Raw genomic sequence first — 14,708 nt, forward strand, 5'->3', positions numbered from 1 at the left:
GTTGGTCAACCGGTTGCCGCTCGTGCACGCGGCGTTGTGGGCGGGGCGGTTGGATCATCACAAGGCGCGGGTGTTCGCCGACTACCTCGCTGACCTCACCGACCGCCAGATCGCGGTGATCTGCTCGCGGCTGGTGGGTCCTGCGGAGGGGTGGACGACGGGGCAGCTTGCCCATCGGCTTCTTCGGGAAGTTCTGGCGGTGGATCGGTCGTATGCGCGGAAGAAGTACCAGGCCGCGGTCCGGGAGCGTGGTGTCACCGGCCATTTGGCGCCGGATGGCACGGCGACGATGACCGCGCACGGCTTGACCCCGACCGAGGCGGCTGCAGCCGCGGCACGGGTGGAGGATCTCGCGGACGTGATCCGGCGGGCGGGGCATCCGGGAACGGTGCAGCAGGTCCGTGCGGATCTGTTCGTGCGGTTGCTCGATGGGAGCCTGACGGGGTTGGGGCGGGCGGAGATCATCGCGGTGATGGTCGCCGAGGGCCGCACCGCCGCCGCCCAAGATGCCGCCGCCCAAGATGCCGCCGCCCGGGGTGACGCTGATGCCGCTGCCGATGGAGAGCCATCGGGTTCGTCGGAGCAGCCGCCGCCGAGCAGCGTGCCGGAGCCGATCGCATCGGAGCCGATCGCATCGGAGCCGACCGAGCCGGAGCCACAGCCGAGCGCGCACGGGTTCGGGTTGGATCATGAACCGGTGGGCGTTCGACCCGCACCCGCCGGTCCTCGGGAGGGTGTGGTGGTGCGGGTCGGGGTCGCGACCCTGCTCGGCTTTGATGATCACCCGGCGGAGTTGCCCCGGTGGGGCCCGGTCCTGGCCGAACAGGCACGGGAACTGGTGCGCCGCCAGCGCAGCGCGCAGTGGTGGTTCGCGATCACCGACCCCGACGGCTACCTGATCCACGGCGGCATCACCACCCGCCGCGCGTATCCGGCCACGCCCGGGTCGGCATGCCGGGGTGGGGTCGTGGAGATCCACCTCCCGCTGACCTTGTTGCAGGAGTTGGCCGCGCGCAGCGATCTCCCCGACCACTGGGCGGCCGTGATCACCGACATCGCCAACCAGTACTTGTGCGCGTTTCATCATGCGCTCGAACACCGCGGCGGCTGGCGGCTGTGGCAGCCGGTGCCGGGGCAGTTCGTGTGGCGCTCCCCGCTGGGGCGGGTCTACCGCACCCGCGGCGCCCCGATCGGGCCCGACCTACCCGAGCCGATCTCGCGGGAGGAGGAACCCGAGGTGACCGACCGCTCGGGCGCGAAGCGAGACCTGCCGATCCTCGAGCCACCCTGTCCCCACGAGCCCGATCCACCGCCGCCACCAGCGGTGGATCTCGACGACCTCCCACCGTTCTAGCGGTCCCGCGCCGGATCGTGCTCACCACCGCGGGAGGCTGCCGAGGCGATGACGGACGCCACCCAGCCGAGCGTGCCGGTAGCGACGGTGCGCGCATTGCTCGTGCGGCAATTCCCGCAGTGGGCGCACCTACCGGTCACGGCGGGGCCCTCCGCCGGGGCCGGCAACGCGTTGTTCCGCCTGGGCGACGACCTGGTGGTGCGCCTTCCGCTCCATCCCGGTTCGGCGGCGGCCGTCGCCCTCGAGCTGACCTGGTTGCCCCGGCTGGCTCCGCGGCTGCCGCTGGCCATACCGATTCCGGTCGCCGCGGGAGTCCCGGACGAGACGTTTCCCTGGCCGTGGGCCGCGTTCCGGTGGCTTCCCGGTACCAGCGTGGACACCTTCCAGGACATCGATCACAGGGACGTCGCAGAGCGCCTCGGCCAGTTCGTGGCCGCACTCCGCAACACCGACGTCACGGGTGCGCCGGCGTCGCTGCGCCCGCATCCGCTGGAAGGCGACGACAGCGAGGTCCGCTCCGATATCCGCATGCTCGACGCAGCGGGTCGGTCATCGATTTCGACCTGCTGGGAGTGGGCGACTCGGCCGTCGACATGGTGCCGGCGTGGACACTGCTGACGGCAGCGACGCGGCCGACGTTCCGGGCCGCCTCCGGCGTCGATGACAACACCTGGATCCGGGGACGAGGCTGGGCGTTGAAGGCCGCTCTCGGCGCGATCCGCCGATACGGCGAGGTCAGCCACCCCCAAGCGTTCACGGGACGATACGCATTGGCCCAAACCCTCGCCGACCATCGGCAGACTTCCTGACCCGACAGACTTGACGCAACTCTACGGTTGCCATAGTGTCGCAACCGTTCAGTTGCCACTACGAATGAAGCAGGGATGTCATGACCGGCACCGGATTCACCACCACCTTCACCGTCGACCAGACCCGCGCCGAGGCGTTCGCCGCCGTGCTCGACCCCCGCGGATGGTGGGCGGAGGGGATCGACGGCCGCACCGACGAGGTCGGCGCCGAGTTCACCTACGCCTTCGAGGACGTCCACCGCACCCGCATCCGCGTCACCGACATCGAGCCCGACCGGAAGGTGTCCTGGCTCGTCCTCGAGAACCACTTCAACTTCACCCAGGACGACACCGAGTGGACCGGAACCACGATGACCTTCGACATCACCGAGGCCGACGGCGCCACCACCGTCCGCTTCACCCACGAGGGGCTCGTGCCCGCCTACGAGTGCTTCGAGGCCTGCTCGACCGGATGGACCTTCTACGTCGCCACCAGCCTGCGAAACCTGATCGCCACCGGCACCGGGCAGCCCAACGCCGACGGCCGCCCCCGCCTGGACACGGAGGTGGCCGCCGTCGAGGCCACCGGACGAAGGGCCGCAGCACACGCGTGAACGCGCGGCCTGGCCCTTCCTCAGGCGATCGCGCGGGCGATCGCGCCCCACCGCGCCGGTGCCAGCGGGTCGGTGTCGATCGTCTCCTCGGCGAGGTAGGAGACGAGCCGGGCCGCCCGGCCTGCGTAGCGGGAGACGAGGGCGTCGGGGATGTCGTCCCAGCGTCCGACGACGGCGAACTGCTCGACGATGTCGTCGGTGATCGCGTCGCGCATGCCGTCGAGGTCACCGGCCTTCAGCAGCGTGTTGAGCCGCGCCGACAGCCCGGTGAACCCGAGGTCGTCGAACTGGAAGGCGTAGTTGCGGGTGGAGCCGTAGAACGCGATCTGCTCCTTGGCGCGGCGCAGCAGCGGCGCGCGATCGGCCGCCGTGTCACCGCCGACGACGAAGACGGGCACGATCAGGTCGACGTCGGAGACCGGCCGACCGGCACGGGCGCAACCCTGCGTGACGGCGGGGAGCAGCCGGTTCTCCAGGTACGGCAGCGAGTGCAGGGGATGGACGTGGATGCCGTCGGCCACCTCGCCCGCCATGGCGCACATCCAGTCACCCACGGCCGAGACGTCGATCTTGATGTCGGGCCACGCGTGCTGCTCGGGACGCCAGGAGTCCGGCAGTAGCGACATCCGGTAGAACTCGCCGTCGTAGGCCAGCGGCGCGCGGCCTGCGAACGCGTCGAAGCAGGCGCGCACGGCTCGGACGTAATCACGCAGCCGCGGGCCCGGGTGGTCGAACTCGGCCGAGTACCGGCGCTCGACGTGTGCCCTGACCTGCGTGCCCAGGCCGAGCCGGAACCGGCCGCCGGTGTTGCCGGCGAGCTCCCACGCGATGGCTGCCGTCACCATCGGGCTGCGCGGGAACGCCACCGCGATGCCGGTGGAGAGTTGCAGTTCCGGCGCGACGGACGCGGCCTGCGCCAGCGACATCCACGGCGTCTGGGTGGTCTCGGTGAACACGATGCCGGCGAGCCCGGCACCGCTAACCGCCCGGGCGACGCGAGCGGTGTGCGCCCAGGACGACGGGCCCTTCATGATGTCGAGCTGCATGCCGTCATGGTGCACCGCCGACCGACGCCCCGAAACGCGGCACTCCCAGGATCACACCGCAGCGGGCTCAGCGCCCGGCCCGGATGTGCGGCACGTTCAGGAACCGGCGCGCGCCGGCACGATGGGGTCGAGGAGCCGTCGGGGCGTGTTGATCGCGGCCGAGATCGGATCGAGCACGGCGCCGCACAGCTCGCAGCGCCCACCCGCGTCGAGCGCCGCCGTCCAGGTCGTGACGCAGCGGCGCGTCTCGCCCCGGCCGGTGAGTAGAACTCATCCCCCAGCCCATGAGTGCCCCAGCCCATGAGCGTGCGCACGGCGGGCCACAACGCGATGCCCTTGGCCGTCAACCGGTACTCGGGGTTGCCCGCAGCATCATGATCACGCGTGAGGACACCCTCCTGCACGAGGGACCTCAGCCGGCTCGTCAGCACCGCGCGCGGGATGCCGAGCTGGGTGGCGTGGTCGCCGAACCGGCGCACCCCGTAGAACGCCGGGGCGGCGCTCAGGCCGCCACCCCACCGGCAGGCTTGCGCAGCGGCGCGGGCAGGAGATCGACCGGGTTCGGGAACAGCCGCCGCCACAGCGGCGTGGACCGGAACGGGCGCCACGTGCCCTCCGGCTGGGCGAGGCGGTCGGCCACCGCCCACAGCACACCCGGGTTGTGCCCCAGGCCGATGTGGCTGCCCACCACCGCGATGTTCTCGGTACGCGGTCCGACCTCGTCGAGGCACGCCTCCCAGGCGACGATGCCGTCGGTGCGGGAGTAGACGGAGGTGGCCGGCACCGCGAGCGGCTCGCAGCCGTGCTCCAGCGGCAGCTCCCACTTCTCCACGTGCAGGTGGGAGTACTGCTCGAACGCGGAGAAGGCGCGCGTCTGGCTCTCGCACTCCAGCCGGATCGGGCTGCCGAGCGTGATCACCTGGCGCACCGCGTCCGGTGTCCGGCGGGCCAGCTCGCGCGCGAAGATGCCACCGAGGCTCCACCCGATCACGGTGACGGGCCGGCCGTGCCGGTCGGCGAGCTCGAAGAGCCGATCGCGCATCCCGTCGACGATGTGCTCGGTCGGCCCGATGTTGCGGCCGAGCCGCCAGCCGTGCACGTGGTAGCCGAGCCTGCGCAGCGAGCCGCGCAGCGGGCGGGTCGAGGAGTCGGCCGCCAGCAGGCCGGGGATCACGAGCACCGGATGGCCGTCTCCCGTGGGCAGGTGCGCCCGCAGCGGGCGGCTGGCGAGGTGGAGCCCGAACTCGGTGACGGCGCGCACGGGATCGGCGAGGTACCACCCCAGCGCGGGGGCGCGATCGGAACGCTGCTCGGTGTCCATGTGGTCCTCCTCGACCGGTGGTCCTCGTTGCCTCCCGGGTTCCCCGTTTCGCTCTCGATCAAGCATCGCTTGTTCTATTGCTTGCCGGCAGGCAATGATGGGGGATGCGCACGCGAGGGCATCGGTCGACCGGACCGACGATCGACGCCGACGACCGCTACAAGTGGGTAGCGCTCACCAACACGACCGTCGGCGTGCTGCTGGCCACGATCGACTCGTCGATCATGCTGATCGCGATGCCGGACATCTTCCGCGGCATCGGCCTGGACCCGCTGCTGCCGGAGAACAGCTTCTACCTGCTCTGGATGATCCTCGGCTACCTCGTGACGAGCAGCGTGCTGGTGGTGAGCGTCGGCAGGCTCGGCGACATGTTCGGCCGGGTGCGGATGTACAACCTCGGCTTCGTCATCTACACGTTCGCGTCCCTGATGCTGACGATCACCTGGATGAACGGGCACGCCGGCGCCATCTGGCTGCTCGCGTGGCGCGTCGTCCAGGGCGTGGGCGGGGCGTTCCTGGTGGGCAACTCCGGCGCCATCCTCACCGACGCCTTCCCCTCCCACCAGCGCGGGCTCGCGCTGGGCATCAACAACGTCGCCGGCATCAGCGGCACGTTCATCGGGCTGGTGCTGGGCGGGCTGCTCGCCCCGGTGAGCTGGCGGCTGGTGTTCCTGGTCTCGGTGCCTGCCGGGCTGTTCGGGGCGATCTGGGCCTACCGGCGGCTGCGCGACATCAGCGCCCGCTCAACGGACCCGATCGACTGGCCCGGCAACGTCACGTTCGCCGTCGGTCTCGTGCTGGTCATGGTGGGCATCACCAGCGGCATCCAGCCCTACGGCGGGCGCACCATGGGATGGACCAGCCCCTACGTGCTCGGCTCGCTGGGCATCGGGATCGCCCTGCTGGCCGCGTTCGCGGTGATCGAGGCCCGGGTCCGCTACCCGATGTTCCGGCTGCCGCTCTTCCGGATCAGGGCGTTCACGTTCGGGACGCTGTCGACCTTCCTGTCCGCGCTCGGGCGCGGGGGCCTGATGTTCATGATGATCATCTGGTTGCAGGGGATCTGGCTGCCGCTGCACGGCTTCACCTTCGAGGAGACGCCGCTGTGGGCCGGGATCTACATGCTGCCGCTGACCGTCGGCTTCCTCACCGCCGGTCCGCTGTCGGGAGTGCTGTCGGACCGCTACGGGGCGCGCCCGTTCGCCACGGGCGGGATGCTGGGCGCCGCGCTCAGCTTCGCGCTGCTCGAGCTGCTCCCCATCGACTTCCCGTACTGGGCGTTCGCCGGGATCCTGCTGCTCAGCGGCCTGTCGATGGGCTGTTTCGCCTCCCCCAACCGCGCCGCGGTGATGAACAGCCTCCCGGCCCGCGACCGGGGTGCAGGCGGCGGGATGAACTCCACGTTCCAGAACTCCGCGCAGGTGTTCTCGATCGGGATCTTCTTCACCCTCATGATCAGCGGGCTCGCCGCGGCGCTCCCGGCGGCCCTCACCGCCGGGCTGAGCGCCCACCACGTGCCCGCCGACGCGGTCGCCGCCGCGGCGGGCAGCCCCCCGGTGTCGGTGCTGTTCGCGGCCTTCCTCGGCTACAACCCCGTCGAGCACCTCGTCGGACCGGCGGCGCTCGCCCACCTGTCGCCCGCCGACACCGCGGCGCTCACCGGCAGCACGTTCTTCCCGGGCCTGATCTCCGGCCCGTTCGAGGCCGGCCTGCACATCGCCTTCGCCTTCGCCATCGCCACCTGCCTCATCGCCGCCGCGGCGAGCCTGTTCCGGGGCACCCGCTACGTGGCGGTGGAACCGGAGACCCCGAGCGACACCAGCAACCCCCGCGTCGAGAACTCGATCTGACCGGGCGACCGACGCCGGGGCTCCGCGCTCAGCGTTCGGGGTCTCCCCCGGACAGATCCGCGAACGGTTCCGCGAAGCTCGGTGACAGGGGGTCCCCGTCTGCCGAGAACGCGTCGAACTCCCGATCGTCGGGCACGGCCGTCCGGTTCGCGAGAGCCTCGGTCAGCAGCGCGACCAAAGCCTCGAGCTGCACGTCCGCAGAGGACTGCACCTCCTCGTCGGAACCGTCCAGCGCGCGGGCGGCGAGCCCGGCCTTGCTGTCGATCAGCTCCGCGATCTTCGCGTCGATCGTCTGGGCGGCGATGATGCGCCAGGCGGTGACGGGTTCGGTCTGGCCGATGCGGTGGCAGCGGTCGATGGCCTGGGTCTGCTCGGCGTCGGTCCAGGACAGCTCGGCGAGCACGATGTTGGACGCGACCTGCAGGTTGATGCCGACCCCGGCCGCGGTCAGTGAGCAGACCGCGATCGCGACGCCGGGATCGTTGACGAAGGCGTCGATCTGCTTCTGCCGCGCCGTGGAGGTCTGGTCGCCGCGGATCGACGAGAACCGGATGCCGGCCTTGGCGAACGTCTCCTCGGCGGCGTCCATCACGTCGACGTGTTTGGCGAAGAAGACGACCTTGCCGGCACTGCGCGCGAGCTGCGCGGCGTAGTCGGCCGCGAGGACGGCCTTCGCCTGCCCGATGCGACGCATCATGGCGAACACGTTCTCGCCGCTCTCGGCCTCGGCCGCCTCCTTGCGCTCCCGGGTGGCGATGCGGCGCACGAGGTCGTGGTCGATCCCCTCGACGACAGGTCCGGACTTGCGCCGCACCAGCGCGCTCTCGTAGTGCGCCACCATGCGGCGGGCGAGGCGCTGCTCGGCGTCGCGGATCGACCGGATGACCTTCCCGTCCAGCTCGACGGGGAGATCGGCGATCCGCCGGGCCGGGATGTCGGCGGCGACGTCGACCTTGCGGCGGCGCACGATCCCCAGGTCGACCACGGACTGCCGGGCGGCCGGGTAGAAGCCGGGGTCGGCCGGGGTGAGCGCGGTCTCCTCCAGCGCCCGCATCAGCTCGACGAGCGGCTTCGTGTCGTCGATCCAGCCGAGGAACTGCCAGATCGCGCGGAAGTCCTCGATGTCGTTGATCAACGGGGTGCCGGTCAGCGCCATCAGGAGCGGCCGCGCGACGCGGGCCCGGATACGCTCGGAGAGCTGCAGCACGTGCTGCGAGCGCTGGGAAGCCTTGTTCTTGATGAAGTGTGCCTCGTCGATCACCATGCCGCGGAAGCCCAGGTCACCGATCCAGCCCACGTGGCGGTCGAGCACCTCGTAGTTGACCACCACGATGTCGGCGAAACCGTCCATCGTGTCCCCGTTGCCGTGGATCACGGTGGCGCGCCGGGTGGGAGTCCAGAGTGCCGCCTCGCGCGCCCAGTTGGCCTTGACGACGTTGGGCACGACCACGAGCAGCGGGTAGGCGTTGGCCGCCTTCGCGGCGAGCAGCGCCTGTGCCGTCTTGCCCAGGCCGGGCTCGTCGGCAAGCAGGAAGCTGCGGTGTCCCGCCGCGGCCGCGGCCACCAGCTCGCCCTGGTGGGGCATCAGCTCCCGGCCACCCGGTGCCTGCAGGGACCGCGGCCTCGGCAGCACCATGCAGGGCGACGAGCCGGCGCCGGCGCGCTCGAACGAGCTGAACAGCGGCCCGAGCAGCTCCCACGTGACCAGCCTGCGCGCCGGTGCAGCGCTCGGCCGGGCCGCGGAGAAGTCGGGCGCGAGGAACGGGTTGGCGAGCTGGCGCGAAACGATCGACTGCGGCACCACCCGACGCTCGGGAACCGCGGGGGCAGCAGCTTCCGGCTCGGGATCCGCGACCTCCACGGGTGCCACCTCGACCCCGGCGTCCTTCAGCAGGTTGCGGGTGAGCGCCCTGGCCGCGTCGGACTGGACGGCGTCCTCGCCGAGCAGCTCGATCAACGACGTGTCGAGCGTGGCGATCTGCGCGAGGATCAGCGCGATCCCGTCGAGTCGCTTGAGCATGGCGGAGCGGCCCGTGTCGCTGCCGACCTCCGCACGCACCCGGGCCCGCTCCTGCCGCGCGAGCGCGGCCACGACCTGGAACTTCGTGCGGTCCGACGGCAGCACGCGCCCGCGCTGGGCTGCCACCTCGACCTCACGTGCTGTGCGCGCAAGGAGCGGGATGATGCCTTCCTCGTCGCGCGGGCGGGTACGGCGTTGCGGCGCGCGCGTCGTGCGGCGAGCGCGCGACGGGCGGTTGTCACCTCGAGCCAAGAACTGCTCCTGTCTACACACGGTGGAAGCCCGGCCACCCAGCGGCGGTCGGGCCCTCACGTGAGGCGGCGTAGCGGGCACAGGATGAAGAACCTGTGGCTTTCCGGGTCAGGAGCCGGGCAGGCGACCGGGACGAGTTGCCAGCGCCATCCAGTTGCCAGCGCCATCCACATGCAAGCTCGTTCAGCTTACTCGAATCGGTGCCTCCGCACCCACCCGCCCATGGTCGTTCCGTCCCGTGTTGTCCACCGAACGCCACGAAGGAGTTCGCGGCGGCGACGCGCGGGCCCCGCGGTGGACGGCGCGACCGCCTGCCCCGAGAATGCACGCGACCGAGAGCGCCCGCGGCGCTCTCCGGAGGGACCCACCCGAGGACCCGACACCGGCGAGATGCGGAGCTGACCACAGATGCCCGACTACGACGAGACGATGCGCATGGGCGACGGGCGGAACGTGCCCCCGCCCCGGCGAGTCGAACGTCCCGTACGTCAACGCCGCCCGGCTGTGGTCGGGCGGGGCCGCCACCGCGGTGGTCGCCGCGCTGATCGGCGTCGTCGGTGTGCTCGTCCTGCGCGCGCTGTTCAAGGTCGCCGTGCTGGGACCGGCCACGGCAGGGGTCCTCGGTGACTCGGGCACGATCTGGCTCTGCCTCTCCGGTGCGCTGGCCGCCCTGCTCGCCACCGGCCTCGCGCACCTGCTGCTGCTGGGCACCCCGCGCCCACTCGCCTACCTCGGCTGGATCGCCGGGCTGGTCACCGCGATCGCCACCATCTGGCCGTTCCTGCAGGGCAACGTGTTGGTGATCATGATCGGCACCGCCGTGATCCACCTCGTGATGGGCCTGGTGATCGTCAGCCTGGTCACCGGTGCGGCCGCGAGCGCGTCGCGGCGCCCGCGCCCGGTGGCGGGCCAGCCCGACTACCCGCAGAGCTGGCCCGACACCCGCTACTGAGTGCCCCTGTCCGTCCAGGTGCGCAGCTTCTCCGGGTTGCGGACCACCCAGATCCGCTGGATCGTCTCGCCCGCGATCTCGAACGCGTAGACCGCGATCGGGACACCGTCCTGGGTGGCCACGAGCCCGGCGTGTCCGTTGACCGTTCGCTCCAGCAGCGTCAGCGCTCCCGCCGACCCGGCCAGCTCGATCTGTTCTGCCAGTCCGACGAGGTAGCGCGCGATCTGCTCACCGCCCTCGACGGGCTGCAGGGAGGCGGTGACGAGGCCCCCACCGTCGGCGACCGCGGTGGCCGACGCGTCGAGCAGCTCGATGAGCGCGCCGATGTCCTTGGCCTCCCACGCCTGCTTGAACCCGCGGACGATCTCCGCGCGCTGCGGCGACGGCGTCGCGACGGGTCGTGCCTCCCGGACGCGGCGACGGGCCGAGGTGGCGAGCTGGCGGCAGGCCGCCGGCGTGCGCCCGACCATCTCGGCGACCTCCGCGAAGGGATAACGGAAGACGTCGTGCAGGAGGAAGGTGACGCGCTCGGCAGGCGTCATCGCGTCCAGGACGACGAGGAACGCCATGTCGATCGACTCGTCGAGGGTGATGCGGTCCGCCGGATCCGCACTACCCGACCACTCGGTGAGGTCGGGCAGCGGTTCGGGCAACCACTGGCCCACGTACTGCTCGCGTCGCGCCCGCGCCGATCCGAGCTGATCCAGACAGATCCGGCTGACCACCGTGGTGAGCCACGCCCCGGGCGACACGATCGACCCCTGCTGCTGTGGCGAGAGCGCGAACCAGCGGGTGAAGGCCTCCTGGACCGCGTCCTCGGCGTCGGCGAGCGACCCCAGCAGCCGGTAGGCGAGGTTGATCAGGTGCCGGCGCTCGTCCATGAGCAGTTCCGCGGCGTCGGATCGGCTGTCCATGACGGTTCAGCATGCTCCTGTTCAGAATCCGATGGCTTCGCGCAGCAGCAGGACCGTGCAGCGCCCGGGGTGGGGCTCCGCGTTGAGCACGAGCAGCCGGTTGACGGCGCTGCCCTGCCCGTAGACCGCCCGCGCCCGGGCGTCCTCCAGCGGTAGCGCGTGCTCCTCGACCCGACGCAGCGCGGTGCCCAGGTCGGGAACGACCTTCTGCGCCCCGACGACCCAGATGGCCCGGGCGGCCCCGCCGGAGTAGGAGGGGATCTGGCTGCCGCTGCCCGACGCCACCACGATCGAGCCGGTCTCGGTGAGCGCGGCGACGCTGCCCACGACGACATCGGGGCTCGCGAGCAGGCGCCGGATCTCGTCGGCCCGGGTGGCGCGGTCCATCGCGAGCACGCGCGGCTTCACCGCGTCGTAGCGCCCGCCGGCATTGATGTCCGCGTCGATGCCGGAGAGCCGCAACGTCTCGCTGGCCGAGGTGAACACGGTGGCGCCCGCCGGGATCAGCCCAGCGATGCGACCTCGTGCGGCGGCGACGTCGTCGAGGATCTCGACCGTGAAGCCGTTCGCCCGCAACGCCGCGGCCGCCCGCTCCAGGCGCGGTGCCGATGCCGGTTCACCGAATCCGGGTTCCGCCGCCGCGCGGGGTGCCGAGCCGGGCAACGCGGTGGTGTCGACGTAGCGGACCTCGTAGACGCGCTCGGCGAACCGCCAGCCCTCGTCGGTCCGGCGGTACTGATCGTGGTAGACGGCGTAGTTCTGGCCCTCGCGACCGTCGAGGGTGCGCGCCAGCTCCTGCATGTAGGCCCGGCCGCTCGCGGTGTCGCCGTCGAGCCGGACGGAGCCGGGGTGGGTGGTCTGCACGAAGAAGTCCCACTGCGCCTGCAGCCGCTCTCCCCCGGCGAGGATCTCGTCGCGGCCGATCAGCTCGACCGGGATGTTGGGCATCCGCAGCGCGCCGTCGGTGGTGAACAGCGCGGCGAGGCGGCCGCGGTCGCGCATCATCACCGCGTCGCTGAACTCGCTGCGCAGCGCGTCGATCTCGACGCGGTCGGCGATGGCCTGCATGTCACGCACGGGGTTCCTCCTGCTGATCGTCCGGGCGGGTCGTCCACCCCTCCGACGACGCAGGCCCCCCGGACGTGAGGTCGGGCTAGTCGCCGCGCAGTTCGATGCTGATCTGATCGGCGTCGAGGTTCTCCAGCGCCGTGCTGAGCTGGGCGGGCTTCACCAGCCGGACGACCCACGCCCGCGTCGCGCCCTGGGAGGCCCGATCGGGTCTCCGGCCGGGCGGCCGGTCACGGACGGGCGTATACCGAGCCGGTGACAGGAACTGCGTTCGTTCTCGGGGGTGGGGGCGTGCAGGGCGCAGCCGAGGCCGGGATGGCCAGGGCGTTGCTCGAGGCCGGGATCGTGCCGGACCTGATCTACGGCACCTCGATCGGGGCGATCAACGGCGCGGCGATCGCGGCCGATCCGACCCCCGCGGGCGCCCACGAGCTGATCCGGACCTGGGAGGCACTCGCCTCGGGCGACGTGCTGGGCGGATCGCTGCTGGAGCGCGTCGGACAGATCGTCCGGAGCGGGACGGCCCTGCACGACAGCGACGACCTGCGGCGCCTGCTGCACGAGCACCTCCCGGTCCGCCGGTTCGACGAGCTGGCGGTCAGCTTCGAGTGCGTGGCGGCGAGCATCGAGAACGCGCGGGAGCACTGGTTCAGCACCGGCGAGCTCGTGGAGGCCGTGCTCGCCTCCTGCGCGCTGCCGGGGATCTTCCCGCCCGTGCGGATCGGCGACGAGCACTTCGTCGACGGCGGCCTGGTCAACAGCATCCCGCTCGCGCGGGCGGTCGCCGCGGGCGCCGACACGGTGTGGGTGCTGCACGTGGGCCGGATCGAGGAGCAGTTGCGGGTGCCGCGGCGCCCGTGGGAGGTGGGATTCGTGTCCTTCGAGATCGCCCGGCGCCACCGCTTCCACGCCGACCTCGCGCACGTCCCCGACGGTGTCACCGTGCACGTGCTGCCGACAGGTCTCCCGGCCCGGCCCGCGGCCACCTGGTCCAACCTGCGCTACCGCGACCCGAACCGCATCACCGCAGGCGCCCGCCGCGCCTTCGACGCCACCCGCGACTACCTGGCCGATCACCGATGAGCGGCCTGGGCGCGGTAGTGCGCCGCACCGTGACGGTGCCGATCGTGATCGCCCTCGAACTCCTGATCATCACCACGGCACCGATCACGCTCGCCGTCGCCGCACTGGCGTGCCTGGTGGCGCGCTCGAGCCTGCCGGTGCGCAGCACGGCGCTCGTGGTGGCCTACGCGGCCATCGAGCTGTCATTCCTGCCCCGGTTGCTCGCCGCGACCGAACCCGACTGGGACGCGCTGCTGCGCGAGGTGCTCGACCGTGCCTACCGGGCGATGCGCGCCATCCTGGACGTCACGGTCACCGTCGACCCCGGGTCGGCCGCACCGGAGCGGCTCCGGGGCAGCGGCGGCCTGATCGTGCTGGCGCGCCACTGCGGCCCCGGCGACTCCCTGTTCATCGCCTGGCTGCTCGCCGTGCGCTACGGCCTGCGGCTGCGGGTCGTGCTCATCGCCTTGCTGCGGCTGGAACCGAGCGTCGACCTCGCCGGTGACCACCTGCCGCTGTGCTTCGTCGGCCCCGACCGCCGCCGGGCCCGGGCGTGCGTCGAGGACGCGGCCCGCTCGATGAGGGCGGGCGACGTGCTGCTGCTGTTCCCCGAGGGTGGCAACTTCAGCCGTCCCCGCTGGCACCGGGCGCTGGCGGAGCTGCGGGCCTCCGGTGCGTACGCGCGGGTGCGACGGGCCCGGCGCAACACCCACACCCTGCCGCCCCGCCTCGGTGGCACCCTCGCCGCGCTCACCGGAGCACCCGATGCCGACGTGCTGCTGCTCGCCCACTCCGGTTTCGCCGACGACGGCCGCGAGCGGCCGCTGTGGCGCCTGCCCACCCACCGCGACCTCGTCGTGCACACCGCCTTCGTGCCCGCCGCCGACGTCCCGCGGGTCGACGACGCCGCCCTCTCGACGTGGCTCGACCAGGCCTGGTCCGGCATCGATGCCTGGATCGCCGCCGCCGTGACGGAGCCGGTCGACCAGGTGCTCGGACGGTGACGGACCGGCCCGCCTTCGTCCTGCACGAGCACCGCGTGCCGCGTCCGCACTTCGACCTGCGGTTGGAGGAGGGCGGCGCGCTGCGGTCGTGGGCCGTGCCCCGCGGGCTCCCCGACTCCCCCGGCCGCAACCGACTCGCCGTGCCGGTGCCCGATCACGCACTCGATCACCTCACCTACACCGACGCCGACAAGGACATCGCCGACATCGGCTGGTGGGAGGAGCACGACCGCACCGACCGGCGGATCCTGTTCACCCTCCACGGCCGGGGAGCGCCGCGGCGCTACGCGCTCATCCACACCGGTCGCGACTGGCTGCTGCACCTCACGAAGGACCAGCCGCCCGACCCCGGCTGACGCCGCACGCTGCGTGTAAGGGACCTGTAAGGCTGAAGGTGCCGAAATTCGGGCTCGTTCAGCGGCGTGTCGCCGCTACGGTCGTCTGACGACTTGGCCCGCGCTGA

The 14,708-nt window shown here is 71.8% G+C and carries 13 protein-coding genes and 1 pseudogene; 8 read left to right on the top strand and 6 right to left on the bottom strand.

All coding sequences use genetic code 11. The features are described from left to right. The 3 genes and pseudogenes from ACFPFQ_RS04900 to ACFPFQ_RS04910 form a co-directional block, all read left to right on the top strand. Window positions 1-1,354, top strand: a pseudogene (locus ACFPFQ_RS04900) (hypothetical protein); the annotation flags it as partial. A gap of 48 nt (window positions 1,355-1,402) precedes the next feature. Further along, window positions 1,403-1,972 (top strand): phosphotransferase, encoded by a 570-nt coding sequence (locus ACFPFQ_RS04905; protein ID WP_379615193.1) that lies wholly within the window; start codon window positions 1,403-1,405, stop codon window positions 1,970-1,972. A gap of 271 nt (window positions 1,973-2,243) precedes the next feature. Further along, window positions 2,244-2,756, top strand: a complete 513-nt coding sequence (locus tag ACFPFQ_RS04910) for an SRPBCC family protein (protein WP_379615195.1) — start codon at window positions 2,244-2,246, stop codon at window positions 2,754-2,756. A 20-nt stretch (window positions 2,757-2,776) separates the two neighbouring features. On the opposite strand, the gene ACFPFQ_RS04915 is transcribed toward ACFPFQ_RS04910, so the two are convergent. The 3 genes from ACFPFQ_RS04915 to ACFPFQ_RS04925 are packed head-to-tail and all read right to left on the bottom strand — an operon-like array spanning window position 2,777 to window position 5,123. Further along, on the bottom strand, window positions 2,777-3,802 hold the full coding sequence (locus ACFPFQ_RS04915) for a TIGR03617 family F420-dependent LLM class oxidoreductase (RefSeq protein ID WP_379615197.1): 1,026 nt from the start codon (window positions 3,800-3,802) through the stop codon (window positions 2,777-2,779). Further along, entirely contained in the window at window positions 3,784-4,410 is a 627-nt protein-coding gene (locus ACFPFQ_RS04920) for a winged helix-turn-helix transcriptional regulator (protein ID WP_379615199.1), read from the bottom strand. The genes ACFPFQ_RS04915 and ACFPFQ_RS04920 overlap by 19 nt, the downstream gene beginning before the upstream one ends. Further along, window positions 4,305-5,123 (bottom strand): esterase/lipase family protein, encoded by an 819-nt coding sequence (locus tag ACFPFQ_RS04925; RefSeq protein WP_379615201.1) that lies wholly within the window; start codon window positions 5,121-5,123, stop codon window positions 4,305-4,307. The genes ACFPFQ_RS04920 and ACFPFQ_RS04925 overlap by 106 nt, the downstream gene beginning before the upstream one ends. Before the next feature lie 104 nt (window positions 5,124-5,227). Here ACFPFQ_RS04925 and ACFPFQ_RS04930 point away from each other — a divergent pair, with 104 nt between their 5' ends. Continuing rightward, window positions 5,228-6,973 (top strand): MFS transporter, encoded by a 1,746-nt coding sequence (locus ACFPFQ_RS04930; RefSeq protein ID WP_379615203.1) that lies wholly within the window; start codon window positions 5,228-5,230, stop codon window positions 6,971-6,973. Between the two features lie 28 nt (window positions 6,974-7,001). Here the strand turns inward: ACFPFQ_RS04930 and ACFPFQ_RS04935 are convergent, their stop codons facing one another. Continuing rightward, window positions 7,002-9,245, bottom strand: coding sequence for a DEAD/DEAH box helicase (locus ACFPFQ_RS04935; RefSeq protein WP_379615205.1), 2,244 nt, complete (start codon window positions 9,243-9,245; stop codon window positions 7,002-7,004). Between the two features lie 502 nt (window positions 9,246-9,747). Here ACFPFQ_RS04935 and ACFPFQ_RS04940 point away from each other — a divergent pair. Continuing rightward, window positions 9,748-10,197 (top strand): hypothetical protein, encoded by a 450-nt coding sequence (locus ACFPFQ_RS04940; protein ID WP_379615950.1) that lies wholly within the window; start codon window positions 9,748-9,750, stop codon window positions 10,195-10,197. Here ACFPFQ_RS04940 and sigJ read toward each other — a convergent pair. Continuing rightward, window positions 10,191-11,111 carry an RNA polymerase sigma factor SigJ gene (gene sigJ, locus ACFPFQ_RS04945; RefSeq protein ID WP_379615207.1) on the bottom strand — a complete coding sequence of 307 codons (921 nt, stop codon included), beginning with the start codon at window positions 11,109-11,111 and terminating at the stop codon, window positions 10,191-10,193. The two genes, ACFPFQ_RS04940 and sigJ, sit on opposite strands and share 7 nt — an antisense overlap. A 21-nt stretch (window positions 11,112-11,132) precedes the next feature. Beyond that, window positions 11,133-12,179 carry a nuclear transport factor 2 family protein gene (locus ACFPFQ_RS04950; protein ID WP_379615952.1) on the bottom strand — a complete coding sequence of 349 codons (1,047 nt, stop codon included), beginning with the start codon at window positions 12,177-12,179 and terminating at the stop codon, window positions 11,133-11,135. 255 nt (window positions 12,180-12,434) lie between these two features. Here ACFPFQ_RS04950 and ACFPFQ_RS04955 point away from each other — a divergent pair, with 255 nt between their 5' ends. From ACFPFQ_RS04955 to ACFPFQ_RS04965, 3 genes are read left to right on the top strand one after another with little or no spacing between them, the layout of a single operon-like run. Further along, window positions 12,435-13,262, top strand: coding sequence for a patatin-like phospholipase family protein (locus tag ACFPFQ_RS04955; RefSeq protein ID WP_379615208.1), 828 nt, complete (start codon window positions 12,435-12,437; stop codon window positions 13,260-13,262). Beyond that, complete coding sequence (locus ACFPFQ_RS04960; protein WP_379615210.1) at window positions 13,259-14,245, top strand: 1-acyl-sn-glycerol-3-phosphate acyltransferase; 987 nt, start codon at window positions 13,259-13,261, stop codon at window positions 14,243-14,245. The genes ACFPFQ_RS04955 and ACFPFQ_RS04960 overlap by 4 nt, the downstream gene beginning before the upstream one ends. Further along, complete coding sequence (locus tag ACFPFQ_RS04965; protein WP_379615212.1) at window positions 14,242-14,601, top strand: DNA polymerase ligase N-terminal domain-containing protein; 360 nt, start codon at window positions 14,242-14,244, stop codon at window positions 14,599-14,601. Before ACFPFQ_RS04960 ends, ACFPFQ_RS04965 begins: the two co-directional genes overlap by 4 nt. The last annotated feature ends 107 nt before the right edge of the window (window positions 14,602-14,708 follow it).

This window comes from Pseudonocardia sp. GCM10023141 (assembly GCF_042653605.1).

Bases quoted from the DNA above. Each gene is read 5' to 3' on its own strand.
- ACFPFQ_RS04915 (WP_379615197.1), bottom strand. From the start codon at position 3,802: ATGCAGCTCGACATCATGAAGGGCCCGTCGTCCTGGGCGCACACCGCT.
- ACFPFQ_RS04925 (WP_379615201.1), bottom strand. From the start codon at position 5,123: ATGGACACCGAGCAGCGTTCCGATCGCGCCCCCGCGCTGGGGTGGTAC.
- ACFPFQ_RS04905 (WP_379615193.1), top strand. From the start codon at position 1,403: ATGACGGACGCCACCCAGCCGAGCGTGCCGGTAGCGACGGTGCGCGCA.
- ACFPFQ_RS04950 (WP_379615952.1), bottom strand. From the start codon at position 12,179: ATGCAGGCCATCGCCGACCGCGTCGAGATCGACGCGCTGCGCAGCGAG.
- sigJ (WP_379615207.1), bottom strand. From the start codon at position 11,111: ATGGACAGCCGATCCGACGCCGCGGAACTGCTCATGGACGAGCGCCGG.
- ACFPFQ_RS04960 (WP_379615210.1), top strand. From the start codon at position 13,259: ATGAGCGGCCTGGGCGCGGTAGTGCGCCGCACCGTGACGGTGCCGATC.
- ACFPFQ_RS04930 (WP_379615203.1), top strand. From the start codon at position 5,228: ATGCGCACGCGAGGGCATCGGTCGACCGGACCGACGATCGACGCCGAC.
- ACFPFQ_RS04910 (WP_379615195.1), top strand. From the start codon at position 2,244: ATGACCGGCACCGGATTCACCACCACCTTCACCGTCGACCAGACCCGC.